We start from the raw sequence: 25,094 nt of genomic DNA, 5'->3' as shown, positions 1-25,094 counted from the left end.
ACCGATGACGGTCAGGGTGCTGGGCATCGACCCCGGCCTGACCCGCTGCGGCGTCGGCATCGTCGACGTCGCAGCCAACCGCACGGCGACCCTGGTCGACGTGCAGGTGCTGCGCAGCTCTCCCGACCTGTCCCTCGAGCGTCGGCTGTTGCTGATCAGCGAAGGGCTCGAAGAGCTCTTAGACAAGCACAAACCCGCCTTTGTGGCCATCGAGCGGGTCTTCGCTCAGCAGAACGTCAGCACGGTCATGGGCACGGCCCAGATCAGCGGCGTGGCCCTGATGCTCGCCGCCAAGCGCGGCCTCACGGTGACTCTGCACACCCCGAGCGAGGTCAAGGCGGCCATCACCGGCTATGGTTCCGCGGACAAGAAGCAGGTGGGCACCATGGTCGCCCGGGTGCTGGGGCTGGCCGAGATACCCAAACCGGCCGACGCCGCTGATGCCCTCGCCTTGGCGATCTGCCACGCCTGGCGCACGGGCGCCGCCGGCGGGGTGCTCCCCACAAGCGGAACCGTGGCCGCTGGCAAACGCTCCACACCGTCGCTCAACCCCGGCGCGCTCACACCGGCGCAGAAGGCCTGGCGCGATGCCGAACGGGGCGGCGTTGTTCGGGGCAACGCGCCGGACCCGGCGGCGTCAACGTCGGCGGGGCCCCGTAGGCTGAATAGGTGATCTCTTCTGTGCGTGGCCCAGTCCTTTCCGCCCTGGGCTCAACCGTGGTGATCGAGGTCGGGGGAGTGGGGCTGGCCGTGCAGGTCACCCCGTCCACGGCCCTCGCCGCCCGCGCCGGCACCGAGACCCGGCTGTCGACGACCCTGATCGTTCGCGAGGACTCGCTGACGCTGTACGGTTTTCCCAGCATCGAGGAACTGTCGGTGTTCGAACTGCTCGTCGGGGTGACCGGCGTCGGTCCCAAGTCGGCCCTTGGTGTTCTGGCCGTGATGACCCCGAACCAGATCGCGCACGCGGTCGCGGCCGACGACGATGCCGCCTTCCGGAAGGTGAGCGGTGTCGGCCCGAAGACCGCGAAACTCATCGTGCTCTCCCTCGTCGGCAAGGTTGCCGTGACCGCGCCCGCAGCGACGTCAGGACGTGGCGGAGTCGCCACGGCCACGGTCAGCGCCACCGTGCAGGCCGCCCTGATCGGTCTGGGCTGGTCTGAACGCGTCGCGGGCCAGGCCGTCGATGAGATCCTCGCCGGCAGCACCGCCGAATTCGACGCGGAGGACGCTGGTGTGGCCACGGTGCTGCGGCTGGCGCTCGCCCGGCTCGGCCCGGCCCAGCACGCGGGAAAGACCGCTGCAGCGGAGCGTCGCTCATGAGCCAGGATCCCGGCGTCGAGCTGACCAACCCGGCCGTCAACGGCGACGCCGAACTGGCTTTCGAGGGAGCATTGCGCCCGCAGAGCCTGGAGGAGTTTGTCGGTCAGCAGAAGGTTCGCGGCCAGCTGCAGCTGTTGCTCACCGCCGCCGCCATGCAGCAGCGCACCCCGGACCACATCCTGCTGGCCGGTCCCCCAGGGCTCGGCAAGACCACGCTGGCGATGATCATCGCGTACGAGGGCAACCGGCCGCTGCGGATGTCCAGCGGTCCGGCCATCCAGCATGCCGGCGACCTGGCGGCCGTGCTGTCATCGCTTGTGCCCGGCGAGGTGCTCTTCATCGACGAGATCCACCGCATGGCGCGGTCGGCGGAAGAAATGCTCTACCTCGCGATGGAAGACTTCCGAATCGACATCATGGTCGGCAAGGGCGCCGGTGCGACCTCGGTGCCGCTCGAGCTGGCGCCGTTCACTCTCGTGGGGGCAACCACGCGCTCCGGCATGCTGCCCAACCCGCTGCGCGACCGGTTCGGATTCACCGCGCACCTCGAGTTCTACGCCGATGCTGAGCTGGAACTGGTTCTCGTGAGGGCCGCCGCGCTGCTCGGCCTGGACATCGAGCGTGCGGCCATCGCCGAGATCGCCGGCCGGTGCCGGGGAACACCGCGGATCGCGAACCGGCTGCTTCGCCGGGTGCGCGACTACGCTCTGGTGCACGGCGGGGAGGCCGACCTCACGGCCGTCCACGCCGCCCTGGAACTGTACGACGTCGACGAAATCGGCCTGGACCGGTTGGACCGTGAGGTCATGAACATCGTCCTCACCCGGTTCGCCGGCGGGCCGGTCGGGCTCAATACGCTCGCCGTCTCGGTGGGCGAAGAGCCGGAGACCATCGAGTCCGTCGTGGAGCCATTCCTGGTCAGGATCGGCTTCCTCACCCGCACGCCGCGAGGACGCGTGGCGACACCGGCAGCATGGCGGCACTTCGGACTGAACAATCCTCAGGCTGCGCTCACCTTGGATGTCCTATAATTCAGTTTGGTCCGCGATTTTGTCGTGCCCGATCCCCCCACAAACCCTGCACCACTACACTGCTGCGGTCTTGAATCGCTCGCGGGAAGGTTTCACAGTTCTATGGATCCGTTGACACTTGTCATGCTCGCCGTACTGGCGCTGCTCGTCTTCTTCATGTTCCGCAATGGCCGCAAGCGCCAGAAGGACACCCTGGCGCTGCAGTCCAAGATGGTCGCCGGCGCCGACGTTATGACCAACTTCGGTCTGTACGGCACCATTGTCTCGATCGACGAGGAAGAAAACAAGGTTGCCCTCGAGATCGCTCCTGGCACCGTCGTTCAGATCCACCGTCAGACGATCGCCCGCGTCGTCGAGCCGACCGTCGTCGGTGACGACGTCGTCCTCGATGAGACCGTCGGCGACGACGCCGGCACCCCGTCCGTCCTCGGCGAGCCCGACTTCGGCCAGCGCAACGACTTCAAGCCGACCGCCGGCCAGGCCGAGAACGACACCGAACCCAAAAAGGGCGACGCGTAACAAACCCCTCTCCGTGCCCGCGCCCTGTGGCGCGGGCACGAGCAAAGAAAGCTGAGTTCAATAGGTGGCTAAGTCGTCTCCGACCAAGAAGGCCTGGCGTTCGCTGACCTGGCTTGGCGTGATCATCGTCGGTCTCATCGCCCTCAACGGCGCCGGAGTGTTGTCCGGGGGAGGGTCGTGGACGCCCAAGCTCGCCCTCGACCTCGAGGGCGGCACGCAGATCATCCTGGCGCCGAAGCTCGAGTCCGGTCAGACGGTGTCGAACGAGCAGCTGAGCCAGGCCGTGTCGATCATCCGTCAACGCATCGACTCCGCGGGGGTCTCCGAGTCGGAGATCAACACCCAGGGTGGACAAAACATCGTCATCTCCATCCCCGGTACCCCCGATGACGCCACCCTGAACCGCATCCAGTCTTCGGCCAAGCTCGAGTTCCGCCCCGTCATCGTCGCCTCAGCGCCGTCAGCAGACAGCGTCGGTACCGACGACAGCACCGCGGAGCCGACCGACGGCGCCACGGACCCGGCCGCGGAGGGTGCCACCGACACGGCCACCGACGAGGCGGCAGCGGCGGAAGAGGCCACACCGAGCGTCGCCCCGACCGACGCCAGCGACATCAACAACATCACGCCGGCCCTGCAGGAACAGTTCGACTCCTTCCAGTGCAGCGACATCGACACCACCGTCGTCGCACCGGCCGATGAGCCCCTGATCACGTGCGAGGCAGACGGATCGGTCAAGTACATCCTCGGCCCGGTCGAGGTCAGCGGCGAGAACATCTCGGACGCCACCAACGGCCAGGTCACTACCCAGAGCGGCGCCACCACGGGCGAGTGGGCCGTGAACATCGTCTTCGACGGCACCGGCACAGAGGCCTTCGCCGATGTGACCACCCGCCTCAGCGGACTCACCGGCGCCCAGAACCAGTTCGCCATCGTGCTGGACGGCAGTGTCATCTCCGCACCGCAGACCCTCGCGGTGATCACCGACGGCAAGCCGCAGATCACCGGCTCGTTCGACCAGGACACCTCCAAGGCCCTGGCCGACCAGCTCAAGTTCGGCGCGCTGCCGATCAGCTTCGCCGTGCAGAGCCAGGACACCATCTCGGCCACCCTCGGCTCCACCCAGCTGCAGAGCGGCCTGATCGCCGGCCTCATCGGCCTGATCCTCGTGGTGCTGTACTCCCTGGTGCAGTACCGCCTGCTGGGGCTCGTCACGGTCGCGTCGCTGATCGTGGCCGGTGTGATCACCTACTTCCTGATCACCCTGCTCTCCTGGCGGGAGGGCTACCGGCTCTCCCTGGCCGGTGTGGCCGGTCTGATCGTGGCGATCGGTATCACCGCTGACTCGTTCATCGTCTATTTCGAACGCGTGCGAGACGAACTGCGCGACGGTCGAGGACTGGTGTCCTCTGTCGAGGCCGGCTGGCGCCGCGCCATCCGCACCATCATCGCCTCTGACACCGTCAACTTCCTCGCCGCGGCGGTATTGTTCGTTCTGGCCGTCGGAAACGTGCGCGGTTTCGCGCTCACTCTCGGACTGACCACCCTCGTCGACCTGCTCGTCGTGGCCCTGTTCACCCACCCGACGCTGCAGCTGCTGGCCCGCACCAAGTTCTTCGGCGACGGGCACAAGCTGAGCGGCCTCGACCCCCGCGCCCTCGGAGCGGTCTACCGTGGCCGGGCCCGGTTCGAGACGCCCGCACCGGTAGCGTCGCGCAAGGGCGGGACCTCCAGCAAGGAGGCCGCGAAGCGGCAGACCATCGCCGAACGCAAGGCGGCTGAACTCATCGGCACCGGCTCGAGTAAGTCGACCGACGGGAAGGATTCCTAATGGCCAGCTTCAACCAGTTCGGCAATGACCTGCACACCGGCAAGCTCTCCTACGACATCGTCGGACGCCGCAAGGTCTGGTACGCCGTCGCCGGCGTCATGATCCTGATCGCCATTCTCGGTCCAGTGCTGCGCGGCGGTTTCACCTTCGGTATCGAGTTCACCGGCGGATCCCAATTCGTCCTGTCCGAGGTCTCCACCGAGGAGCAGGACCTGGCCACGACGGCGGTCAACGACGTCGTCCCCGAAGCCGTTCCCAAGGTCTCCGTCGTCGGAACCGACAGCATCAGGGTGCAGACGGACCAGCTCACGGACACCGAGAGCCGCGAAGTGCGCGCCTCCCTGGCATCGGCATTCAGTGTCGACCCGGCCCAGGTGACGTCCTCGTTCATCGGCCCGTCCTGGGGCCAGGACATCACCGGCTCCGCGATCCGCGCGCTCCTCACCTTCCTGGTGCTGGCCGGAACGGTCATGGCACTGTACTTCCGCACCTGGAAGATGGCCGTCGCCGCGATGGTGGCGCTCCTGCACGACCTCGTCATCACCGCCGGCATCTACGGCATCACCGGCTTCGAGATCACCCCGGCCGCCGTGATCGGCTTCCTGACGATTCTGGGTTACTCGCTGTACGACACCGTGGTGGTGTTCGACAAGATCAGGGAGAACACCAGCGAAGACGGACCTGAGTCTCGCCGGACGTTCGCCGACTCGGTCAACCTCGCCGTGAACCAGACCCTGGTGCGTTCGATCAACACCTCAGTCGTGGCCGTCCTGCCGGTGGCATCCATTCTTGTCATCGGCGCATTCGTACTCGGTGCAGGCACCCTGCGGGACATCTCGCTGGCGCTGCTGATCGGCATGATCGTGGGAACGTACTCGACGATCTTCATCGCCGCGCCGCTGTACGCCCACCTGCGGGAGAACGAACCCGAGATCCGCAAGCGCGACAAGAAGGCCCTCGCCCTCAAGGCCAAGGCGACCGAGACTTCCGTTGCGACCACCGGCACAGGCGCGGACGTTCCCGCGTGAGCCGAGTCACGGCCGGGGAATACCCGGCCCGGGTCGCCGGTTTCACGTTTATCCGCTAGTACAGGGATAATTGCGCCAGGGAATGAGGTACCGAGATGACTGAGACCACCACGACATCCACAGCGTCTCTGCGTCGCCTGGTGCCGCGGATCTTTTCGCGGGCGCAGCCCGTCGGAGCGGTCGACACGCTGCTCAAGACCGTGCGCACCCACCACCCCAAGGTGGACCTCTCGATCATCGAACGGGCCTACACGGCGGCGGAGCGTGCGCACGAGGGCCAGAAGCGTCGGAGCGGCGAGCCGTACATCACGCATCCCGTCGCCGTCGCGCAGATCCTGGCCGACCTCGGCATCGGACCCAAGACCGTCGCCGCCGCGCTGCTGCACGATACCGTCGAGGACACCGACTACACCCTCGACCAGTTGCGTGCCGACTTCGGCGACGAGATCACCATGCTGGTCGACGGCGTCACCAAGCTGGACAAGGTCAAGTACGGCGACTCGACCCAGGCCGAGACCGTGCGCAAGATGATCGTCGCGATGTCCAAGGACATCCGGGTGCTGATCATCAAGCTCGCCGACCGGCTGCACAACGCCCGTACCTGGGGGTTCGTGCCCGCGGAATCCGCCACCCGCAAGGCCACGGAGACCCTCGAGATCTACGCGCCGCTGGCGCACCGGCTCGGCATCCAGACCATCAAGTGGGAGCTGGAAGACCTGTCCTTCGGCGTGCTGTACCCCAAGCTGTACGCCGAGATCGAGAGCCTGGTCAAGCAGCGCACCCCGCAGCGTGAAGAGTTCGTGCAGTACGTGATCGACGCGATCAACGACGACCTCAAGGCCGCCCGCATTCGCGGAAAGGTGGCCGGCCGGCCCAAGCAGTACTACTCCATCTACCAGAAGATGGTGGTGCGCGGCCGGGAGTTCGACGAGATCTACGACCTCGTCGGCATCCGCGTTCTGGTGAACTCGGTTCGGGACTGCTACGCGGTGCTTGGCGCCATCCACGCGCGGTGGACGCCTCTGCCCGGCCGGTTCAAGGACTACATCGCCACCCCCAAGTTCAACCTGTACCAGTCCCTGCACACCACCGTTCTCGGCCCGAGCGGCCGCCCGGTGGAGATTCAGATCCGTACCCAGGAGATGCACGAGCGCGCCGAGTTCGGTGTCGCCTCGCACTGGAAGTACAAGGAACAGGTCAACGGCAAGAGCTCAGGCCCCGGCCCGCAGAGCGACACCGACATGGCGTGGCTCGCGCATATCTCCGACTGGCAGGCCGAAACGGCCGACCCGAACGAGTTCCTCGACTCGCTGCGCTACGAGATCGGCGCTAAGGAGGTGTACGTCTTCACCCCCAAGGGGCGGGTGATCGGCCTGCCGGCGGACGCCACCCCTGTGGACTTCGCCTACGCTGTGCACACCGAAGTTGGCCACCGCACCATGGGTGCGAAGGTCAACGGACGACTGGTGCCGCTGGAGAGTTCGCTGACCACAGGTGACGTCGTTGAGGTTTTCACGTCGAAGAACCCCGACTCAGGACCCAGCCAGGATTGGCTGAACTTCGTCAAGAGCCCCAGGGCCCGCAACAAGATCCGCCAGTGGTTCACCAAGGAACGCCGCGACGAGGCCATCGAACAGGGCCGAGACGCCATCGCCAGGGCGATGCGCAAGCAGAACCTGCCGCTGCAGAAGCTCATGAACCAGGACTCCTTCGCCGAGGTCGCCGCGGTCATGCGCTACGAAGACGTCTCAGCGCTCTACGCCGCCGTCGGCGAGGGACATGTCTCCACCCAATCCGTGCTGGAGAAGGTCGTCGCCACGCTGCAGAGCGTGGAGGAGAGCGACGCGACCGACCTGCCGTTCGCCCCGCATGGGCGCACCCAGACGCTGCGGAACAACGACTCCGGCATCCTCGTGCGCGGAGCGCCTGACATCCTGGTCAAGCTGGCCCGCTGCTGCACCCCGGTTCCCGGCGACAAGATCGTGGGCTTCATCACTCGCGGCTCCGGTGTGTCCGTTCACCAGTCCGATTGTCACAACGTTCAGGAGCTGCTCAAGGAACCCGAGCGGATGATCGACGTCGATTGGGCGCCCACCTCCAAGAGCCTGTTCCTGGTGCAGATCCAGATCGAGGCGCTCGACCGGTCTGGTCTGCTGTCCGACGTGACGAGGGTGTTGTCCGAACACCACGTCAACATCCTCTCCGCCACGGTGCACACCTCCAGCGACCGGTTGGCGATCAGTCGGTTCGTCTTCGAGATGGGCGACACCACCCACCTCGACCGGGTGCTCAACGCCGTACGCCGCATCGACGCCGTTTACGACGTCTACCGGGTCAGCGACGGCTAACCATCGTCGGGCGGCGCGGCACCGAGGAGATCGAACGCGTCCCTGAGCTGCGCCTGGGCGATCCGGCTGAAGGAGATGCCGCGCAGAGCGGGGCGCCCGGCACCGGCGCGCTCCAGTAACGCGGCGATCAGCGGGGTCTCGGCCCTGTGCCCGGTGGACACACCCCACCTGGTCAAGTCAACGGCCGTGCGCATGGGGGTCGTGACCCGCAGGCGAGCGAGGAGCAGGGTATCGTCGGCGGCGAGACGCACCTCTCGTAGCTGCACGGCGTCATCCGCTGCCTTGTGCGTCCTGGCCCGCACATCGACGCAGAACTGGTGTTGGGCGGGCTCAGGGCAGAGCCCGTAGATCCAGGCGGCGGTCAGGCGTTCCGCCGCGGCCCGGCGGGGTGCACTCGGTTGGATGGCGGCGGCCCGGGTCTCTGGCCCCGCCAGGGCATCGACCGGGCACCAGGAACCGCCCAGGGGAAACAGCTCGCCGTCCAACCGGGCACAGCTCAGCTCCGCCAGTGGCAGGTCGGTTTCCGTCAGAGCGCTGGGGAGGAGAGGAGGCATCGCACCAGCGTGCCCTCCGCCCGGGCGCGCACAAACGGGACCCGCGAATCTGTGGACAGATTCACGAATCCCGTTCTGTGAGTGCCGGGTTCCCGGCCCAGGAACCGGCGACTGACTACTGGCCGATAGCCTTCAACCAGGCCTTGCGGGTTTCCAGGGCCTCGGTGGCGTCCTTGATCTTGCGGGCGTCCTTGGTCTCCTCAGCCGCGGCCAGTTCGGCCTCCAGCTTGGCGATCGCATCGTGCAGCTGACCGGCGAGGCCCTCTGCGCGCGCCTTGGTCTCGGGGTTGTTTCGCTTCCAGTGGTCGTCGTCGAGCTTGCGAACGGCCGCCTCGACCTTGCGCATGCGGTCTTCGACGGGCTTGACCTGGTCGCGGGGCACCTTGCCGGCTTCGTCCCAGCGGCGCTGGATCGAGCTGAGCGCCTCGCGGGCCTTGACCCGGTCGGTCTCGGTCAGCAGGGCTTCGGCCTCCGTGAGGAGCTCGAGCTTGACCACGAGGTTCGCGGAGAACTCCTCGTTGTCCGCAGCGTCGATCTCGCTCTTGACCGAGTAGAGCACGTCGCCTGCGGCCTTGAACTTGGCCCACATGGCGTCATCCTGCTTCTTGCCTGAGCGGCCGGCGGCCTTCCAGTCCTCGAGCAGGTTGCGGTAGGCCGGGATGCCGTCGGCACCCTGGGGTGCGAGGGCCTCCGCCTTCTCGATGAGCTGCTGCTTGCGGTTGCGAACGTCCTTGTGGGCGCTGTCCAGTTCGGCGAAGAATGCCTTGCGGTTCTGCTCGATGGTGGTGCGGGCGGCCCGGAATCGCTTCCAGAGCTCGTTGGCCTCACCCTTCGGGATGCGCGGGGCATCGTGCTGGTGCGCCTGCCACTTGGCGAAGAGGGCGTCCAGAGCGGCGCTGGTCTGCTTCCACTGCGTCTTGGCCGGGTCTTCGGCGGCGAGGCGTTCCGCCTCCTCGACGATGGCGGCCCGTTCGGCCACGGCGGCGGCGCCGGCGGCCTTGGCCTCGACGCTCTGCTGCTCGGTGAGCTCGGTGACGGCTCCGCCGAGCGCACCGAGGCGCTCGGCCAGTGCGGCCAGGTTGCCGACGGCGTTCGCGGACGCGACCGACTTCGACAGGTTCGCGACCGACTTGGCGATGTCCGCGGCGGGAGCGCCGCCCTTCGCACGCTGCTCGAGCAGGGTGACCTGCCCGTTCAGCTCGACGTACTTACGCTCGAAGTAGGCCAGAGCCTCCTCCGGAGTCGCATCCGGGTACTGCCCGACGGCGCGTTCCCCGTCTGCTTCGCGCACGTAGACAGTGCCGGTTTCGTCTACGCGACCCCATGGTTGCTGATCTGTCGTAGTCAAGAGCCTCACCTTAATGATTTGGTTGATTCCCCACGAAGTAAGCCTTCTGCGGGTGAATCCCTGGACAAGCCAGTACTGACACACGCCAATACCCGCACAAGCCTATTGCAAGCGTGCGCCCCGGTCAGCGGAAACGACCGAACTGTTACCGCCGATGGGCCAGCAGGGCCGGACGCCCGGTATTGCCGCGCGGTGAAATTCACTGCACGGTGAAGCCGGTGATGGTGGTCGGAATCGCCGGAGCGCCGTCGGTGGAACCATCCTCGATGCCGGCATCCACGACACCGGTGATGAGCTGATCCAGTCCGCTGGTGACCCGACCGATCACGGTGTAGCCGCCCGCCTCGCTGGCGGGGATGGTGGTGTCGTCGTACACGATGAAGAACTGGCTGCCCTGGCTGTATGCATCCGCAGCCCTGGCCATGGCGAGGGTGCCGGCCGGGTAGACATCGTCGGCCGGGGCGTTCTCGACCGGGCCGTAGTAGTAGTCGGGGCCGCCGGTGCCGTCGCCGATCGGGTCACCGCACTGCAGCACCGAGAAGCCACCATTGGTGAGCCGATGACAGCTGAGGTCGTCGTAGAAACCGGACTGTGCCAGCGCGATCGTGGACGACACGGCCTGCGGTGCGAGGGCGCCGTCGAGCTCGATTCCCAACGGGATGTCGTTGAGCGTCAGTGTGCCGGTCCAGGTGCGGCTCTCGGCCAGGTCGCTGGAGGGGACCTCGCCCGCGTTCGCCCCCGGGGTGGGAACCACACCGGCGTCGGTGGGGGTCGCAGACGGGGTGGCGGACGCGGTGGGCTCTGCGGTGCCAGGGCCGCCGTTGAAGTAGAACAGTTGGGCGCCGACCAGCACAACGAGCACCAGAACGAGAACCCCGCCGGCCAGGATGTTGTCGCGCCTGCGTCGTTTCTGCTGGTGTTCGTTCACGGCCTTGCGGGCCTGGTAGGCGCGAACGCGACCTCTGGCCTCACGTTCCTGCTTGGTGTTCGGTGCCACGGGAATCCTCCAGGTGCCGCCAACGGCGCTCGTCTCAGCCTCCGGGCAGTACGGTTCCCGGACACCCTGAACTCTACGCATCCGTGGCCGACGGCGAAAACCGGCGCGGGCCGGTCGTTCTCGCCTGGTGACGGAATGCCGGGTGCGTGGCGGAATACCGTGTCGGCGGCACAAACTACGCTGGAACCATGTCTTCTGCCCAGCCAGGTCTCCGCACCGGCGCGACTCCGCTTGCGGTGCGCATGCGCCCCAAGAGCCTCGCCGAGGTGGCCGGCCAGCGCCACCTGCTGACACCCGGCTCGCCCCTGGTGAGTCTCGCCAACGACAAGACGGGGGAACAGGGGTCGGTGTCGGTGATCCTGTGGGGCCCGCCAGGCACAGGCAAGACCACCCTGGCCCAGACGATCGCGCACAGCTCCGGTCGCCGCTTCGTCGAACTGTCCGCCGTGTCCGCCGGGGTGAGGGACGTGCGTCAGGTGATGGAAGACGCCAGAACCAGCCGCGATCTCTACGGGCTGTCGACCGTGCTCTTCCTCGATGAGATCCACCGGTTCAGCAAGGCCCAACAGGACGCCCTGCTGCCAGGGGTGGAGAACGGGATCATCATCCTCGTGGCGGCCACCACGGAGAACCCGTCGTTCTCGGTGATCTCCCCGTTGCTGTCCAGGTCCCTCCTGCTCACGCTCGAGACGCTCAGCGACGACGACCTGGGCACGGTGGTGGACCGTGCGGTCACCGACTCCCGTGGCCTGGCTGACAAGTTCGTGCTCGATCCAGAGGCTCGCGGTGCCATCATCCGGCTCGCCTCCGGCGACGCCCGGCGTGCCCTCACCGCACTCGAGGCCGCGTCGGTCTCTGCCGCGACCACCGACGTCGCCGAGGATGAGAAGCCGGTCATCACCACCGAGATCGTCTCCCTCGCCGTCGACAGGGCGCTGCTGCGGTACGACCGCAACGGCGACGAACACTACGACGTGATCAGCGCGTTCATCAAGTCCGTACGCGGCTCGGACGTCGACGCCGCCCTGCACTACCTGGCCCGCATGATCGAGGCAGGGGAGGACCCCCGCTTCATCTGCCGGCGCATCATCGTGCTCGCGTCGGAAGACATCGGCATGGCAGATCCCCAGTCCCTGGTCATCGCCATCGCGGCGGCGGATGCCGTGCAGTACATCGGTATGCCGGAAGGGCGCATCCCCCTGGCCCAGGCCGTGGTGCACCTGGCCTGCGCCCCGAAATCGAACGCGGCATACACCGCCCTGGACGCGGCCATCGCCGACGTGCGCAACGGCAACACCGGTCGGGTGCCCAAGCACCTGCGCGACGCGCACTACCCCGGCGCCAAGCGGCTCGGACACGGCAAGGGCTACAAGTACCCGCACGACGACGCACTGGGCGTTCTGCAGCAGGACTATCTGCCCACCGAACTGCGCCGCACGCAGTACTACCAACCCACCGAACACGGCAACGAACGGGATGTCTCCGCCCGCCTGGCCAAGCTGCGCAAGATCATCCGGGGACAGTAGTCCCGTCCCGCCACGCAGGCCCGCGAGAATCGGCCCCACACGGCACCCGTGTGCTAACCTTGACCCTGCCTACAACCGGTTATGTCATGCGGCTGCGTACATCGCCTGTGTTGGAGTGGATTCGCCCTGTAGCCGGGCGGCCCGTGGCACCCACCCCTCTGATCTCCCATGACGCTCGTTGCTCGCGGCTTCTCGCTGCCGGCACCGTCGCCCTGGTATCCATTTTTCAGATCCATCCGGAAGGACACTGTGTCTACCAAGTCACGTACCCGCAGCAAGACCCGCCTCTCGCGGGCCCTGGGCATCGCCCTCACCCCGAAGGCCGCCAAGTACCTCGAGAAGCGTCCGTACGCTCCGGGCGAGCACGGCCGCACCAAGCGCAAGACCGACTCGGACTACGCCGTTCGTCTGCGCGAAAAGCAGCGCTTGCGCGCCCAGTACGGCATCCGCGAAGCCCAGCTCAAGATCGCCTTCGAAGAAGCGCGCCGTCGCCAGGGCCTGACCGGTGAAAACCTGGTTGAGATCCTCGAGACCCGCCTCGACGCCCTTCTGGTGCGTTCGGCCATCGCCCGCACCACCGCCCAGGCCCGTCAGATGGTTGTGCACCGTCACATCCTCGTCGACGGCCAGCTGGTCGACCGTCCCTCCTTCCGCGTGAAGCCGGGTCAGCTCATCCACGTCAAGGCCAAGAGCGAGGGCACCGAGCCCTTCCAGGTTGCCGCGGCCGGCGGTCACGTCGACCTGCTGCCCAAGCTCCCGCCGTACCTCGAGGTTGAGCTCGACAAGCTGCAGGCCCGCCTCGTGCGCGCCCCGAAGCGCATCGAGATCCCCGTGACCTGTGAAGTTCAGCTCGTCGTCGAGTACTACGCAGCACGCTAGTCACCTCCTGCGCGGCCAGCCGCACGGGAACTGAACTACGCTGGAGGGCGGATCACCTAGGTGATCCGCCCTTTTGCGTTTTCGATGTCGAGATTCGGTCGACCTGAAATGGATGGTGTCCTATGACTGGTGGAGATATTGCCGGCCTCATCGCCGCTGGCGTGTTCGCGGTTCTGGTGGCGTTCCTCGCCATCCCGCTGATCAAGCTGGGCCGGGTTTTCGACGAAACCACGTCGGCCATCCGCGACCTCAGCCAGAACGTGACGCCGCTGCTCGAAGAGACGACGAGCACCGTGGCCCAGACGAACCACCAGCTGGCCACCATCGACACGATCACCACCAACGTGGCCGAGGTCACCGGGAACGTCTCCGCTCTGATCGCGCTCTTCGCCGCCACTGTCGGCGGGCCGCTGATCAAGCTCGCGGGGTTCTCCGCAGCGGTGCGCGCCGCGCTCCGGGTCTCCAACCCCCGGCGCGGCCGGAAGTAGTCCACTACGCTGGAAACCTGATTGCCCGGCCCGTCAGCTGCCCACACTGCAGCTCGCCGGCAGACAGTCACCCGTTCCACACACCACCCACACACAACAGGGAGAGCATTCCATGAAGAACTTCATCTGGTTGGTCGTCGGCGTTGGGCTCGGATTCGTCGTCGCTCACGAGGTCAACAAGACCCAGCAGGGCAAGCGTTTCTTCACCGACCTGGATGCCAAGACCCGCGAGTTCGGTGAGGCCATCTCCGAGGGCTACCGCAAGCGCGAGGCCGAATTGCACGCCGCCCTCGGCGAGGCCGAAGACACCATCGAAGAGCTCTCCAAGCCCTGATCTCCCGGAGCGTCCCTGAGATTCGCTCCCACGATTCACCCCCACCGATTTCCCCGGTTCGGTCTCACCGAACCCAGCACAGTACGGACCCCATGCAGACTGCCGACATCCGCGGGCGCTGGCTCGACTTCTTCGCCGACCGCGGACACACCGTTGTCCCGTCGGCGTCGCTCGTGAGCGACGACCCCTCCCTCCTCTTCACGGTGGCCGGCATGGTGCCGTTCGTGCCCTACCTCACCGGTCTGGTGCCTGCGCCGTACCCTCGCGCCACGAGCGTGCAGAAGTGCATTCGCACCAACGACATCGAAGAGGTGGGCAAGACCCCGCGCCACGGCACGTTCTTCCAGATGAACGGCAACTTCTCCTTCGGCGACTACTTCAAGGAGCAGGCCATCAGTTACGCCTGGGAGCTGCTCACCAACAGTGAGGCCGACGGCGGCTACGGCTTCGCCGAGAAAGACCTCTGGGTCACCGTGTACGAGAACGACGACGAAGCCTTCGGCTACTGGCGCGCGCTTGGCCTGCCTGAGCACCGTATCCAGCGTCTCGGCATGGACACCAACTACTGGTCCACCGGCCAGCCGGGACCGGCCGGTCCCTGCAGCGAGATCTTCTTCGACCGTGGCCCCGCCTACGGCATCGACGGGGGACCTGCCACCGACGACGACCGGTACGTGGAAATCTGGAACCTGGTCTTCATGCAGTACCTGCGCGGCGAGGGAACCGGCAAGAACGACTTCCAGATCCTCGGCGACCTGCCCAAGAAGAACATCGACACCGGCATGGGGCTTGAGCGCGTCGCGTTCCTCAAGCAGGGCGTTGAGAACATGTACGAGATCGACCAGGTGCGCCCGGTCCTCGACCGCGCCGCGGCGCTCTCCGGCCGCCGCTACGGCGCCGACCACGACGACGACGTGCGGATGCGCATCGTCGCCGACCACGTGCGCTCCTCCCTGATGCTGATGAGCGACGGCGTCATGCCGTCCAATGAGGGGCGCGGTTACATCCTGCGCCGGCTGATGCGCCGCAGTGTGCGAGCCATGCGCCTGCTCGGCGTCGACGCCGCCTCGTTCACCGAACTGTTCCCGGCCTCCCGCGACGCCATGAGCGCGGCCTACCCCGAGGTCGCCACCGACTTCGACCGGATCAGCCAGGCCGCGTACGCCGAGGAAGAGACCTTCCTGCGCACCCTCGCCAGCGGCTCCAGCGTGCTGGACCTCGCCGTCGCGAAGACCAAGACGGCCCAGAAGAGCGAACTGCCGGGTGACACCGCGTTCCTCCTGCACGACACTTACGGTTTCCCCATCGAGATCACCCTCGAAATGGCCGAGGAAGCCGGCCTCAGCGTCAACCGTGAGGCGTTCGACACCCTCATGGCGAAGCAGCGCGCTATGGCCAAGGCCGACGCCAAGGCCAAGAAGACCCACCTGGCCGACCTCTCCGTGTACAGCGCCTTCCGCGCGTACGGCGAGACCGTCTTCACCGGTTACGACATGCTGCAGACCGAGTCCAGCATCCTGGGCCTGATCGTCGGCGGCGCCTCGGTGAACCGTGCCGTCGCCGGCGACATCGCCGAGGTCATCCTCGCCGAGACCGCGCTGTACGCCGAGTCCGGCGGCCAGGAGGCCGACGCGGGCCTCATCGTTGGCCCCGGCTACGAGCTCGAGGTTCTCGACGTGCAGAGGCCCGTCAAGGGGCTGATCAGCCACAAGGTTCAGGTCTCCAGCGGTGAGGTGGGCGTGGGGGACTCCGCCACGAGCGTCGTCGACCCGAATTGGCGCCGCGGCGCCCGTCAGGCGCACTCCGGCACGCACATCCTGCACGCGGCGCTCCGCCAGGTCCTCGGCCCGAACGCGCACCAGTCCGGCTCGTACAACAAGGCCGGATTCTTCCGTCTGGACTTCTCCTGGAACCAGGCGTTGTCGCCAGCGACGCGCAGCGAGATCGAAGAGATCTCCAACAACGCCATCCGCGACAACCTCGAGGTCAGCACCCGTGAGCTGCCGCTCGCCGAAGCCAAGGCGCTCGGCGCGATGGCTCTGTTCGGCGAGAAGTACGGTGAGACCGTGCGCGTCGTCGACATCGGCGGACCCTGGTCGCGTGAACTCTGCGCGGGCACTCACGTGTCCTCCAGCGCCGAAATCGGCATGATCAACCTCGTCAGCGAAGCGTCGGTCGGCTCGACCAACCGCCGGGTCGAGTCCCTCGTCGGACTCGAGGCGTTCCGCGACCTCGCCGCCGAGCGGGCCATCGTCTCGCAGCTCACCAGCAACCTCAAGACGCCGCGTGAGCAGCTGCCGGCCAAGATCATGGACCTGATGCAGAGCCTCAAGGCCGCGGAGAAGAAGATCGCATCGTTCGAGGCCCGCGCCCTGAGCGACCGGGTTCCCACCCTCGTGGCGCAGGCCGGCCGCGTCGGCGACCTCACCGTTGTCGCCGAAGACCTCGGCACGCTGAACTCGGCCGATGAGGTGCGGATGCTCGTGACCGGCACCCGTGAACGCCTCGGCTCCGACCCGAGCGTGGTGGCGCTGGCCGCCATCGTGGGCGACAAGCCCGTCGTGATCGTGGCGACCAATGCCGCGGCCCGCGACTCCGGCCAGAAGGCCGGTGCCTTGGCCAAGCAGCTCGCCGGGATCCTCGGCGGCGGCGGCGGCGGCAAGGACGATCTCGCGCAGGGCGGCGGCACCAAGGTCGAACTGATTCCCGAAGCGCTCAGCACCCTGCGCACCCTCGTGGCCCGCTAACCCATGCGGACTGGCGTGCGGGTGGGGATCGATGTCGGAACCGTGCGCATCGGGGTTGCCCGCAGCGACTTCCACGGCATGCTCGCCACCCCCGTCGAGACCGTGCAGCGGGGCGCCCCGCCGCGTCAGAAGGGCTCCACCGGCACCACCGCGGTGCGCACAGAAGCCGTGCTCCCCGCCGACCTGTCTCGGATCTCTGGCATCATCGCCGAGCTCGACGCCGTCGAGGTGATCGTGGGATTGCCGCTGGCGCTGTCCGGCCGTCAGACCGCCTCCACCGAGGACGCCCTGCGGTTCGCCGAGGCATTGGCGGCGGTCGTGCCTGTGCCGGTGCGCCTCGTCGACGAGCGACTCTCCACAGTGTCCGCCCAGGCGGCCCTGCGCACCGTTGGGCGGAGCACCCGCACCCAGCGTCCAGTGGTCGATCAGGTGGCCGCGACTATTATCTTGCAGCACGCACTCGACACCGAACGAGCATCCGGCCAGCCGGCTGGGGCGCCCGTAGAACGAACCGGAAGGCCGTAACCGTGGCGAAAAGTCCGCCGGAATCTCCCGACGCAACGCCGTCGGGCAGCATGGGCGAACCATCGATGCCCTCTCGACGATCCATGCGCGAGTCCGCCAGGGCCGCCGAGGCCGCCGAGGCTGCCAGGCAGAACCCCTCGGGCACGGCAACACCCGGCGGCGCTCAGCCGGACGGTGCGCAGCCGGCCGGTGTTGCACCGGAGCCCGTGCGGGACAATCCGTTCGCCGGGCTCGGCTTCGGGATGGATCCCGTGACCGCCGCCACATCCGTACCCGCCAGCCAGACCGCTGCGCCCGCGGATCGCGTGCCCACCGACACCCCGCCGCACTCGCGGACGGACCGGCGCACGCAGGTCTCCAACCAGCTGGCCGACCGGTTGCCGGCGGCGAAGAAGTCGCGCAGGGGCGGTTGGGGCTGCCTGATCGTCGTCCTGGTCCTTCTCGGACTCATGGCAGGGGCTGCCTTCGCCCTGCAGGGGCCGATCACGCAGCTGATCAGTTCCACCCAGGGTCCCGAGGACTACGAGGGCGCCGGCAGCGGCGAAGTGCTGGTCATGATCCATGACGGTGACACCGGCTCTGACATCGCCGACACCCTGCTCGAGCAGGACGTGGTGAAGAGCTACGACGCGTTCTACGACCTGCTGCTCGCACAGGCCGCCGATCCCGTCTTCCAGCCAGGGGCGTACCAACTGGCCTCCCAGATGAGCGCACAGGCCGCTCTCGAAGCTCTGCAGGACCCAGAGGCCCGGCAGGAGCTCACCGTGGTGATCCCAGAGGGCACCGCAGCGGTGGACGTTCTGGCCTCGGTGTCTGAGGGCACCGACATTCCGCTCGCCGACCTGCAGGCCGCCGCCGCCGACCCGTCCGCATACGGACTTCCGGCCGAGGCCACCACCCTCGAGGGCTTCCTGTTCCCGGCGACGTACACGTTCCAGCCCGGCACCACGGCGCAAGAGGCGATCAAGACCCTCGTCGACCGTCAGTTCCAGGCTCTCGACGAGGCCGGCGTCGCACCCGCGGACCGGTGGACCACCATTGTCATGGCGTCGCTGATCCAGCGCGAAGCCGGACTGCGGGACGACTACTACAAGGTTGCCCGGGTGTTCTACAACCGTCTCGACCCTGCCCAGTGGGACAGCGGACTCCTGCAGTCCGACGCCACCGTCGCCTACGGCACGGGCAATGTACACCTGGTGACCACGACCGACGCCGAACGAGGCGACGCCAACAACGCCTACAACACCTACGTGCACCCCGGGCTGCCGGTCGGACCGATCAGCAACCCCGGTGACCTGGCCATCGACGCCGCCCTGAACCCCGCCGAGGGCAGTTGGCTGTTCTTCGTGACCTGGAACCTCGACACCGGGGAGACCATCTTCTCCACCACGGTGGATGAACACGACGCCGGTGTGGCCAAGTGGCTCGACTGGATGAGCGAGCACCCCGAATATGGTTGAGCACCGTCTGGCCGTGCTCGGCTCGCCGATCGCGCACTCCCTGTCGCCGGCGCTGCACGCCGCCGCGTACAGCGCCATGGGCCTGGACTGGGAGTACACCGCTGTCGAGGTGGCCGAGGGCGAACTGAACACCTTCCTCGACGGCCTCACCCCGGAGTGGTTGGGCCTGTCATTGACCATGCCACTCAAGCACGAGGTGCAGCCGCGGCTGGACGACGTGGACCGCATCGCGGTGCTCACCGGGTCCGTCAACACCGTGCGATTCACCGCACTCCCCGACGGCTCCCGCACCGTGACCGGCTACAACACGGATGTGCCCGGCCTGGTTCGGGCTCTCGCCGAAGTCGGCATCGACCAGGCCACGCACGTGACCGTGCTGGGAGCGGGCGCCACCGCCGCATCCGCCGTCGCCGCGGCCGCTGAGCTGGGCGCCGAAAGCGTCGAGATCATCGCCCGCACCCCCGAACGCGCCGAGCCGCTTACTGCCCTGGCCCGACAGCTGGGTCTCGTGGCCACGGTGCGTGGCCTGTCGACCATCGCGGACACCGACCGCGTCAGCGATCTGGTGATCAGCACCATGCCGGGCGACGCTGCCCTGCCGGTCGAGTTCCCCGCGTCCGTGCGGGCCGCCGCACCACTGTTCGATGTGGGATATTCCCCGTGGCCCACGGCCCTGGCCGGTTCCTGGACGGCCGCAGGCGGTCGAGCCAGCTCCGGGCGCACCATGCTGCTGCACCAGGCTCTGATCCAGATCCGGATCTTCGTCGGAAACGACCCGTTCCTGCCGCTGCCCGATGAAGAGGCCGTGCTGCAGGCGATGCGGGCTGCCCTGCCCGACGGCGCTGTACCCGACGGCGCTGTAACCGACGGCGCTGTAACCGATCGCGCTGTGGAAGGATAGAACCCATGCTTCGTTGGCTCACCGCCGGAGAATCCCACGGCCCCGAACTCCTCGCCATTGTCGAGGGTTTGCCCGCAGGGATCCCGATCACCCTTGATGACATCCGCCTCGATCTTGCGCGCCGCAAACTCGGCTACGGCCGAGGCGCCCGCATGAAGTTCGAACAGGACGAGCTGAACATCTCCGGCGGTGTGCGCCACGGCCTCACCCTCGGCGGCCCTGTGGCCCTGCGGATCGGCAACACCGAATGGCCCAAGTGGGTCGACGTGATGAGCCCCGAACCCGTGGATGCAGACAAGCTCAGCCGCGGTCGTGGTGCTCCGCTCGTGCGCCCGCGCCCCGGCCACGCCGATCTGGTCGGCATGCAGAAGTACGACTTCGACGAGGCCCGGCCCGTACTCGAGCGTGCCAGCGCCAGGGAGACGGCCGCCAGGGTCGCCCTCGGCGCCGTTGCCAGAGCGTTCCTGGCCGGGCTCGGCATCGAGCTGGTCAGCCACACCCTCTCCATCGGCCCCGTTCGTGTGCCAGAGGGCTCGCCCCTCCCGCTCCCGAACGATGTCGACGCCCTCGACGCCGACCCGCTGCGCTGCTTCGACCCCACGACCAGCGCCCTGATGGTCGCGGAGGTGGACGCCGCCCACAAGGACGGTGACACCCTCGGCGGCATCGTCGAGGTGCTCGCCTACAACCTGCCCCCCGGGCTCGGCTCGTTCGTGCACTGGGACCGCAGGCTCGACTCGCAGCTGGCCGCGGCCCTGATGGGCATCCAGGCGATCAAGGGTGTCGAGGTCGGCGACGGCTTCCTCACCACCACCCGCCGCGGCTCGGACGCGCACGACGAACTCGTGCAGGTCGACGACCGTATCATCCGCTCCAGCGACAAGGCCGGCGGAACCGAGGGCGGCATGAGCACCGGCACGGTGCTGCGGGTCCGCGCCGGCATGAAGCCCATCGCGACGATTCCTCGTGCGCTGCGCACCGTTGACATCACCACCAGCGAGGCCGCGCCCGCGCACCACCAGCGTTCCGACGTCTGTGCGGTTCCGGCGGCCGGGGTCGTCGCCGAGGCCATGGTCGCGCTCGTACTGGCGAACTCGATGCTGGAGAAGTTCGGTGGCGACTCGCTCAGCGAGACGCGACGCAACCTCGACGCCTACCTCGCGAGCATCCCGGCGAACCTGCGCACCGGCTCGACCAGCGACGCCTCTGTCTGACGTGCTGTTCCTGAGCCCGGATGCGTCCCGCCCGGCCGAGGGCTGGCCAGCGGCGCCGACGTCGGCTCCCGCCGCTCGGGCAGACCGAGAGCATTCGGACGCGGACGCGGGCGACGCCCGGCCCGTGACCGCGGAGTCCCGCCACGACCGGGACACTCCGCTGTACCCGCTCGTGTTCATCGGACCGATGGCGTCGGGGAAGTCCAAGATCGGACGCAGGGTGGCACGTAGCCTGCGGGTGCCGTTCATCGACACCGACACCGACATCGAGGCCGAGCACGGCCCGATCACCGAGATCTTCGCCCGGCACGGCGAGCCCCATTTCCGGGCGCTCGAACGCGCCGCCGTCGCCCACGCTCTGCAACAGCAACGGGCCGTCGTCTCCCTGGGCGGGGGAGCGGTGCTCGACCCCGCCACCCAGGCGGACCTGCGCCGCGCGACCGTGATCTCGCTCAGCACCACCGCTGATGCCGTGCGAAAGCGCACCAAGAACGCCAAACGGCCCCTGCTCGCCGCGGGGCCGGACGCCTGGCAACAGATCTACGACGAGCGCCGCCCGCTGTACGAGGCGCTGGCCAGCATCCACTTCGACACGTCGACCAGGCCGGTCGACGCCATCGCCGCCGATATTGTGAAATGGGTAAAGAAGCACTCGTGACAGACATGATCCCCGCAGAATCCGGTACCACCACCATTACCGTGACCGGTGTCGACAGCTACCCGGTGCTGATCGACCGTGGCATCGTCGCCGACGTCGCCGAGCAACTGGGCGACACCGTCAAGAAGGTCCTGATCGTGCACACCTCGCACCTGGGTGCGAGGGCTGTGGCGCTGCGCGAGAGCCTGCTCGGCCGGTACGAGGTGCTCATCGCCGAGGTACCAGACGCCGAGCCCGCCAAACGGGTGGAGGTAGCCGCGTTCTGCTGGCAGGTGATGGGGCAGGCCGACTTCACCCGCACCGACGCCGTGATCGGCTTCGGCGGCGGCGCCGTCACCGACCTCGCCGGCTTCGTGGCCGCGACTTGGCTGCGCGGGGTCAAGCTCGTGCAGATCCCCACCAGTGTGCTCGGTATGGTCGACGCCGCCGTCGGCGGCAAGAACGGCATCAACACCGCAGAGGGCAAGAACCTCGTCGGCACCTTCTACGCACCGGCCGCCGTGGTCTGCGACCTCGACATTCTCGCCGACCTGCCCCGCAACGAGATCCTCGCCGGCTTCGCCGAGATTGTGAAGGCCGGTTTCATCCAGGTGCCGGAGATCCTCGACATCGTCGAGGCCGACGTCGCCGCCGTCACCGACCCCACCACCGCCGAATTCCGCCGAGTGCTCGAGCTGGCCATCGACATGAAGGCCCGTGTCGTCGGCGCGGACTTCAAGGAGGCCGGCCTCCGCGAGATCCTCAACTACGGGCACACCCTCGGCCACGCCGTCGAGCACGCCGAACGCTACGGCTGGCGCCACGGCGCCGCTGTCGCCGTCGGCATGATGTTCGCCGCGGAGCTCGCCCGCCTCAGCGGCCGGCTCTCCGATGAGGCCGTCGACCGGCACCGCCGCATCCTGGAGTCGCTCACCCTGCCGATCAGCTACCCCGTCGGCCGGTGGCCCACGCTGCTGGCCACGATGCAGCGCGACAAGAAGACCCGCAGCGGCATGTTGCGCTTCATCGTGCTCGACGACATCGGCAAGCCCACCGTGCTCGAAGCGCCGGATGCCTCCCTGCTGTTCGCCGCGTACCAGGAGATCGGGTCCTAACACCCCTTTTTCGCTGACTGTGCCTACAATGAAGCACCCGACCGGCCGGAACGCGCAGGTCGCCTACGACCAGCGTTGATCGGAGGTGTAGTGAGCAGCCCGTGGACGGTAACGGCCGCCGATTCGCCCCTGGTCACCTTCTCCCGGCAGGAACGCCTGCATGAGGCCGCGATCGGCGACCGCACGGACCTTCGCTCCGGTGCCGTCCAGACCGGGGTGCGGCGACTGGTGCGGGAATCCTGGCAGCGGTCGATCTCCCTGCGACTGGACCCGTTGACGGCGCAGGCCGCACCGACGTTGAGCGCCGACGAACTCGGGCGGCTGCGGGCACGGAACCCGCTCGCCGCTGTGCTGCCGGTGATCAACACCCTCCTGGTACGACACGCGGCCGAATTCGGGCTGATCGTGGCGGTGGCCGACGAGGCCGGCCGACTGCTCTGGATCGACGGCGACAGCGCTGTGCGCACCCTGGCCGAAGACATGCACTTCGTGGTCGGCGCCGACTGGTCGGAGGCCCGGGTCGGCACGAGCGCGCCCGGCACCGCGCTGGCACTCGACCACGGCATCCAGATCCAACGCGCCGAGCACTTCAACCAGCTCGCCCATCCGTTCAGCTGCACCGCGGTGCCCATTCACGACCCTGTCAGCGGAATGGTGCTCGGCGTCATCGACATCACCGGGGGAGACGCCGCCGTGGCGCCGCAGACCCTGCCGCTGGTGGAGGCCGCCGTCGCGGCGCTCGAAGCTGAACTGCGCATCCAGAGCCTCAGCGCCCCGCGGCCGGCACCGGCACGCCCGTCGGGCTTCACCGCCCCCGGCCTGCTGCTCAGCGTGCTGGGCACCGAACACGGCGCACTGCACGGCTCCCACGGCGGTGAGCACAGCGTTGAGAAAGACAGCGTCGACAAACACAGCGTGGACCTCAGCCCCCGGCACGCCGAGATCGTGCTCCTGCTCACCTGGCACAGGCAGGGCCTGTCCGCCGACCGGCTCGCCGGCCTCCTCAGCGACGAACAGCCGCACGCCGTCGAGAACCTGCGCGCCGAGATGGTGCGGTTGCGCCGGGTACTCGCGGTCAGCCATCCTCAGCTGCGGGTCGGCTCACGCCCGTACCGCCTAGAGACCAGCGTCGACACGGATGCCGCCCGGGTCCTCCGCCTCCTCGCCCGCGGCGCCCACCGGATGGCCCTGGCCGCCTACCGGGGAACGGTGCTGCCGGGCTCCACGTCACCGGGTGTCGCCGAAATCCGCGCGGAGGTGAGCGGGCGCCTGCGCCAGACCCTGCTCAGCGACGCCTCGGTGGAGGTGCTGCTCGACTACGCCCGCACCGAGGAGGCCGCCTGGGACAGCGAGGTGTGGCGGGCCTGCCTCGAGCTCCTGCCCGCCCGGTCCCCGCAGCGAGCCGCCGTGGCGGCACGTCTCGCCCGGATCGAGACCGAGCTTCGCGCGTAGCAGCCAGGCAGGGTCAGTCGGGAAGGGTCAGCCGGGAAGGATCAGCGCTCAGTTCAGGACGAACACCAGCACACCCACGAAGGCGAGCGTGCCCACCAGCCACGCGCTGGTCACCAGCGAGATGGCCCGGGGGACGAGCCGGCCGTGCAGGACCGCCGCGAGCAGGAAGGCGGCCGACAGCACGATCTCGAGGGTCCAGTAGACCGGGCTCGTGGTGTCGGCAATGGTGTTGAGCGCCCAGATCCCCTCACCCAGCAGCACAGCGCTCAGCGGCGTGACCGCCAACGCGCGCCACAGCGGTGGGGCATGGCGCACCAGACCGGCGGCAACGCCAAGCAGCGGCCCAGCGGCGAGACCGACAACGGTCCAGATCGAGCTGAACGGATCGCCGTCGTCGAACCCGCGCCACTCGGACACCACGCTGTACGACTCGACGAGAAGCTGGAAGGCCACGATGCCGAGCACCCCAGCGAGCACCGGCCGGGCCCGGCTGAGCCAGACGAGCAGGAAGCTGAACATCGTCCAGCCGCCGGCCGAGTTGCTGAGTGAATTGACCCAGGGCGGCAGGTACAGCTGCGCGAAACTGGTCAGCCCGCCGATCAGGACCGCGCCGCCGACGACCACCGTTGCCGCCCGCAGCGCCGACGAGCGGGTATCGGCGTGCCACCAGCCGCCGCTCGAGGGCGTGGACCTGACGATGCGCGAACTCTCCAGGGTTTCCATGCCCTCAACGCTAGGCAAACCGGTCCCGGCCCGGCATCCGTCTGCAGGGTGACCGGATCAAACCGGAGGATGACCTCGACCACCGGACCGGACCGGGGAGCGACCGCAACGTTT

The 25,094-nt window shown here is 67.9% G+C and carries 23 protein-coding genes; 19 read left to right on the top strand and 4 right to left on the bottom strand.

The genetic code is table 11. From position 1 onward, the window contains the following. Window positions 1–4 precede the first annotated feature (4 nt). The 7 genes from ruvC to K2F54_RS00585 all read left to right on the top strand — a co-directional run bounded on the left by ruvC (window position 5) and on the right by K2F54_RS00585 (window position 8,080). The gene (gene ruvC / locus K2F54_RS00615) at window positions 5–673 is read left to right on the top strand and encodes a crossover junction endodeoxyribonuclease RuvC (protein ID WP_220603914.1); all 669 of its coding nucleotides are present in this window, start codon (window positions 5–7) and stop codon (window positions 671–673) included. Next, window positions 670–1,323 carry a Holliday junction branch migration protein RuvA gene (gene ruvA, locus K2F54_RS00610; RefSeq protein ID WP_220603913.1) on the top strand — a complete coding sequence of 218 codons (654 nt, stop codon included), beginning with the start codon at window positions 670–672 and terminating at the stop codon, window positions 1,321–1,323. The genes ruvC and ruvA overlap by 4 nt, the downstream gene beginning before the upstream one ends. Then, window positions 1,320–2,354 (top strand): Holliday junction branch migration DNA helicase RuvB, encoded by a 1,035-nt coding sequence (ruvB, locus tag K2F54_RS00605; RefSeq protein WP_220603912.1) that lies wholly within the window; start codon window positions 1,320–1,322, stop codon window positions 2,352–2,354. The genes ruvA and ruvB overlap by 4 nt, the downstream gene beginning before the upstream one ends. Before the next feature lie 102 nt (window positions 2,355–2,456). Next, window positions 2,457–2,873: a preprotein translocase subunit YajC gene (yajC, locus tag K2F54_RS00600; RefSeq protein WP_220603911.1), complete on the top strand. Its 417-nt coding sequence runs from the start codon at window positions 2,457–2,459 to the stop codon at window positions 2,871–2,873. 64 nt (window positions 2,874–2,937) lie between these two features. After that, complete coding sequence (gene secD / locus K2F54_RS00595; protein ID WP_220603910.1) at window positions 2,938–4,704, top strand: protein translocase subunit SecD; 1,767 nt, start codon at window positions 2,938–2,940, stop codon at window positions 4,702–4,704. Continuing rightward, the gene (gene secF / locus K2F54_RS00590; RefSeq protein ID WP_220603909.1) at window positions 4,704–5,732 is read left to right on the top strand and encodes a protein translocase subunit SecF; all 1,029 of its coding nucleotides are present in this window, start codon (window positions 4,704–4,706) and stop codon (window positions 5,730–5,732) included. The genes secD and secF overlap by 1 nt, the downstream gene beginning before the upstream one ends. A gap of 95 nt (window positions 5,733–5,827) precedes the next feature. Then, window positions 5,828–8,080 carry a RelA/SpoT family protein gene (locus K2F54_RS00585; RefSeq protein WP_220603908.1) on the top strand — a complete coding sequence of 751 codons (2,253 nt, stop codon included), beginning with the start codon at window positions 5,828–5,830 and terminating at the stop codon, window positions 8,078–8,080. Here the strand turns inward: K2F54_RS00585 and K2F54_RS00580 are convergent. The 3 genes from K2F54_RS00580 to K2F54_RS00570 all read right to left on the bottom strand — a co-directional run bounded on the left by K2F54_RS00580 (window position 8,077) and on the right by K2F54_RS00570 (window position 10,979). Next, window positions 8,077–8,634, bottom strand: coding sequence for a hypothetical protein (locus K2F54_RS00580; RefSeq protein ID WP_220603907.1), 558 nt, complete (start codon window positions 8,632–8,634; stop codon window positions 8,077–8,079). The genes K2F54_RS00585 and K2F54_RS00580 overlap by 4 nt on opposite strands. Before the next feature lie 115 nt (window positions 8,635–8,749). Then, window positions 8,750–9,982, bottom strand: a complete 1,233-nt coding sequence (locus tag K2F54_RS00575) for a DUF349 domain-containing protein (protein ID WP_220603906.1) — start codon at window positions 9,980–9,982, stop codon at window positions 8,750–8,752. Between the two features lie 199 nt (window positions 9,983–10,181). Continuing rightward, complete coding sequence (locus K2F54_RS00570) at window positions 10,182–10,979, bottom strand: peptidylprolyl isomerase (RefSeq protein WP_220603905.1); 798 nt, start codon at window positions 10,977–10,979, stop codon at window positions 10,182–10,184. Window positions 10,980–11,167: 188 nt separating this feature from the next. Between K2F54_RS00570 and K2F54_RS00565 the strand changes: the two genes are divergently transcribed. The 12 genes from K2F54_RS00565 (at window position 11,168) to K2F54_RS00510 (ending at window position 24,257) form a co-directional block, all read left to right on the top strand. Beyond that, on the top strand, window positions 11,168–12,505 hold the full coding sequence (locus K2F54_RS00565; RefSeq protein WP_220603904.1) for a replication-associated recombination protein A: 1,338 nt from the start codon (window positions 11,168–11,170) through the stop codon (window positions 12,503–12,505). Between the two features lie 249 nt (window positions 12,506–12,754). Next, a complete protein-coding gene (gene rpsD / locus K2F54_RS00560; RefSeq protein ID WP_088456307.1) occupies window positions 12,755–13,384 on the top strand; it encodes a 30S ribosomal protein S4 in 630 nt (209 codons plus the stop codon). Between the two features lie 122 nt (window positions 13,385–13,506). Beyond that, on the top strand, window positions 13,507–13,872 hold the full coding sequence (locus tag K2F54_RS00555; protein WP_220603903.1) for a DUF948 domain-containing protein: 366 nt from the start codon (window positions 13,507–13,509) through the stop codon (window positions 13,870–13,872). Window positions 13,873–13,984: 112 nt separating this feature from the next. Then, window positions 13,985–14,206: a hypothetical protein gene (locus tag K2F54_RS00550; protein ID WP_220603902.1), complete on the top strand. Its 222-nt coding sequence runs from the start codon at window positions 13,985–13,987 to the stop codon at window positions 14,204–14,206. A gap of 92 nt (window positions 14,207–14,298) precedes the next feature. Further along, window positions 14,299–16,953 (top strand): alanine--tRNA ligase, encoded by a 2,655-nt coding sequence (gene alaS, locus K2F54_RS00545; protein ID WP_220603901.1) that lies wholly within the window; start codon window positions 14,299–14,301, stop codon window positions 16,951–16,953. A gap of 3 nt (window positions 16,954–16,956) precedes the next feature. Next, complete coding sequence (gene ruvX / locus K2F54_RS00540; protein ID WP_220603900.1) at window positions 16,957–17,478, top strand: Holliday junction resolvase RuvX; 522 nt, start codon at window positions 16,957–16,959, stop codon at window positions 17,476–17,478. Between the two features lie 65 nt (window positions 17,479–17,543). Then, window positions 17,544–18,938, top strand: coding sequence for an endolytic transglycosylase MltG (mltG, locus tag K2F54_RS00535; protein WP_255576539.1), 1,395 nt, complete (start codon window positions 17,544–17,546; stop codon window positions 18,936–18,938). Further along, complete coding sequence (locus K2F54_RS00530; protein WP_220603898.1) at window positions 18,931–19,839, top strand: shikimate dehydrogenase; 909 nt, start codon at window positions 18,931–18,933, stop codon at window positions 19,837–19,839. The genes mltG and K2F54_RS00530 overlap by 8 nt, the downstream gene beginning before the upstream one ends. Before the next feature lie 5 nt (window positions 19,840–19,844). Beyond that, window positions 19,845–21,053, top strand: a complete 1,209-nt coding sequence (gene aroC / locus K2F54_RS00525; RefSeq protein ID WP_220603897.1) for a chorismate synthase — start codon at window positions 19,845–19,847, stop codon at window positions 21,051–21,053. A gap of 124 nt (window positions 21,054–21,177) precedes the next feature. Beyond that, on the top strand, window positions 21,178–21,711 hold the full coding sequence (locus K2F54_RS00520; protein ID WP_308287434.1) for a shikimate kinase: 534 nt from the start codon (window positions 21,178–21,180) through the stop codon (window positions 21,709–21,711). A gap of 5 nt (window positions 21,712–21,716) precedes the next feature. After that, window positions 21,717–22,805, top strand: a complete 1,089-nt coding sequence (gene aroB / locus K2F54_RS00515; protein ID WP_220604133.1) for a 3-dehydroquinate synthase — start codon at window positions 21,717–21,719, stop codon at window positions 22,803–22,805. Between the two features lie 90 nt (window positions 22,806–22,895). Beyond that, window positions 22,896–24,257: a sigma-54-dependent transcriptional regulator family protein gene (locus K2F54_RS00510; RefSeq protein WP_220603896.1), complete on the top strand. Its 1,362-nt coding sequence runs from the start codon at window positions 22,896–22,898 to the stop codon at window positions 24,255–24,257. A gap of 48 nt (window positions 24,258–24,305) precedes the next feature. On the opposite strand, the gene K2F54_RS00505 is transcribed toward K2F54_RS00510, so the two are convergent. Further along, window positions 24,306–24,980, bottom strand: a complete 675-nt coding sequence (locus tag K2F54_RS00505; RefSeq protein ID WP_220603895.1) for a DUF6518 family protein — start codon at window positions 24,978–24,980, stop codon at window positions 24,306–24,308. Window positions 24,981–25,094: the final 114 nt, after the last annotated feature.

The sequence above is a fragment of the Cryobacterium inferilacus genome, from assembly GCF_019599185.1.
In the GTDB taxonomy this organism is placed as follows: Bacteria; Actinomycetota; Actinomycetes; order Actinomycetales; family Microbacteriaceae; genus Cryobacterium; species Cryobacterium inferilacus.
Note: the sequence above shows the minus strand (reverse complement) of the source record. Positions and strands in the feature narration are given on the sequence as shown.

Excerpts from the sequence above, each read along its gene's own strand:
- ruvC (WP_220603914.1), top strand. The coding sequence starts at position 5 with ATGACGGTCAGGGTGCTGGGCATCGACCCCGGCCTGACCCGCTGCGGC.
- ruvB (WP_220603912.1), top strand. The coding sequence starts at position 1,320 with ATGAGCCAGGATCCCGGCGTCGAGCTGACCAACCCGGCCGTCAACGGC.
- yajC (WP_220603911.1), top strand. The coding sequence starts at position 2,457 with ATGGATCCGTTGACACTTGTCATGCTCGCCGTACTGGCGCTGCTCGTC.
- secF (WP_220603909.1), top strand. The coding sequence starts at position 4,704 with ATGGCCAGCTTCAACCAGTTCGGCAATGACCTGCACACCGGCAAGCTC.
- K2F54_RS00585 (WP_220603908.1), top strand. The coding sequence starts at position 5,828 with ATGACTGAGACCACCACGACATCCACAGCGTCTCTGCGTCGCCTGGTG.
- K2F54_RS00580 (WP_220603907.1), bottom strand. The coding sequence starts at position 8,634 with ATGCCTCCTCTCCTCCCCAGCGCTCTGACGGAAACCGACCTGCCACTG.
- K2F54_RS00565 (WP_220603904.1), top strand. The coding sequence starts at position 11,168 with ATGTCTTCTGCCCAGCCAGGTCTCCGCACCGGCGCGACTCCGCTTGCG.
- K2F54_RS00555 (WP_220603903.1), top strand. The coding sequence starts at position 13,507 with ATGACTGGTGGAGATATTGCCGGCCTCATCGCCGCTGGCGTGTTCGCG.
- K2F54_RS00550 (WP_220603902.1), top strand. The coding sequence starts at position 13,985 with ATGAAGAACTTCATCTGGTTGGTCGTCGGCGTTGGGCTCGGATTCGTC.
- alaS (WP_220603901.1), top strand. The coding sequence starts at position 14,299 with ATGCAGACTGCCGACATCCGCGGGCGCTGGCTCGACTTCTTCGCCGAC.
- ruvX (WP_220603900.1), top strand. The coding sequence starts at position 16,957 with ATGCGGACTGGCGTGCGGGTGGGGATCGATGTCGGAACCGTGCGCATC.
- mltG (WP_255576539.1), top strand. The coding sequence starts at position 17,544 with ATGCCCTCTCGACGATCCATGCGCGAGTCCGCCAGGGCCGCCGAGGCC.
- K2F54_RS00530 (WP_220603898.1), top strand. The coding sequence starts at position 18,931 with ATGGTTGAGCACCGTCTGGCCGTGCTCGGCTCGCCGATCGCGCACTCC.
- aroC (WP_220603897.1), top strand. The coding sequence starts at position 19,845 with ATGCTTCGTTGGCTCACCGCCGGAGAATCCCACGGCCCCGAACTCCTC.
- aroB (WP_220604133.1), top strand. The coding sequence starts at position 21,717 with ATGATCCCCGCAGAATCCGGTACCACCACCATTACCGTGACCGGTGTC.
- K2F54_RS00505 (WP_220603895.1), bottom strand. The coding sequence starts at position 24,980 with ATGGAAACCCTGGAGAGTTCGCGCATCGTCAGGTCCACGCCCTCGAGC.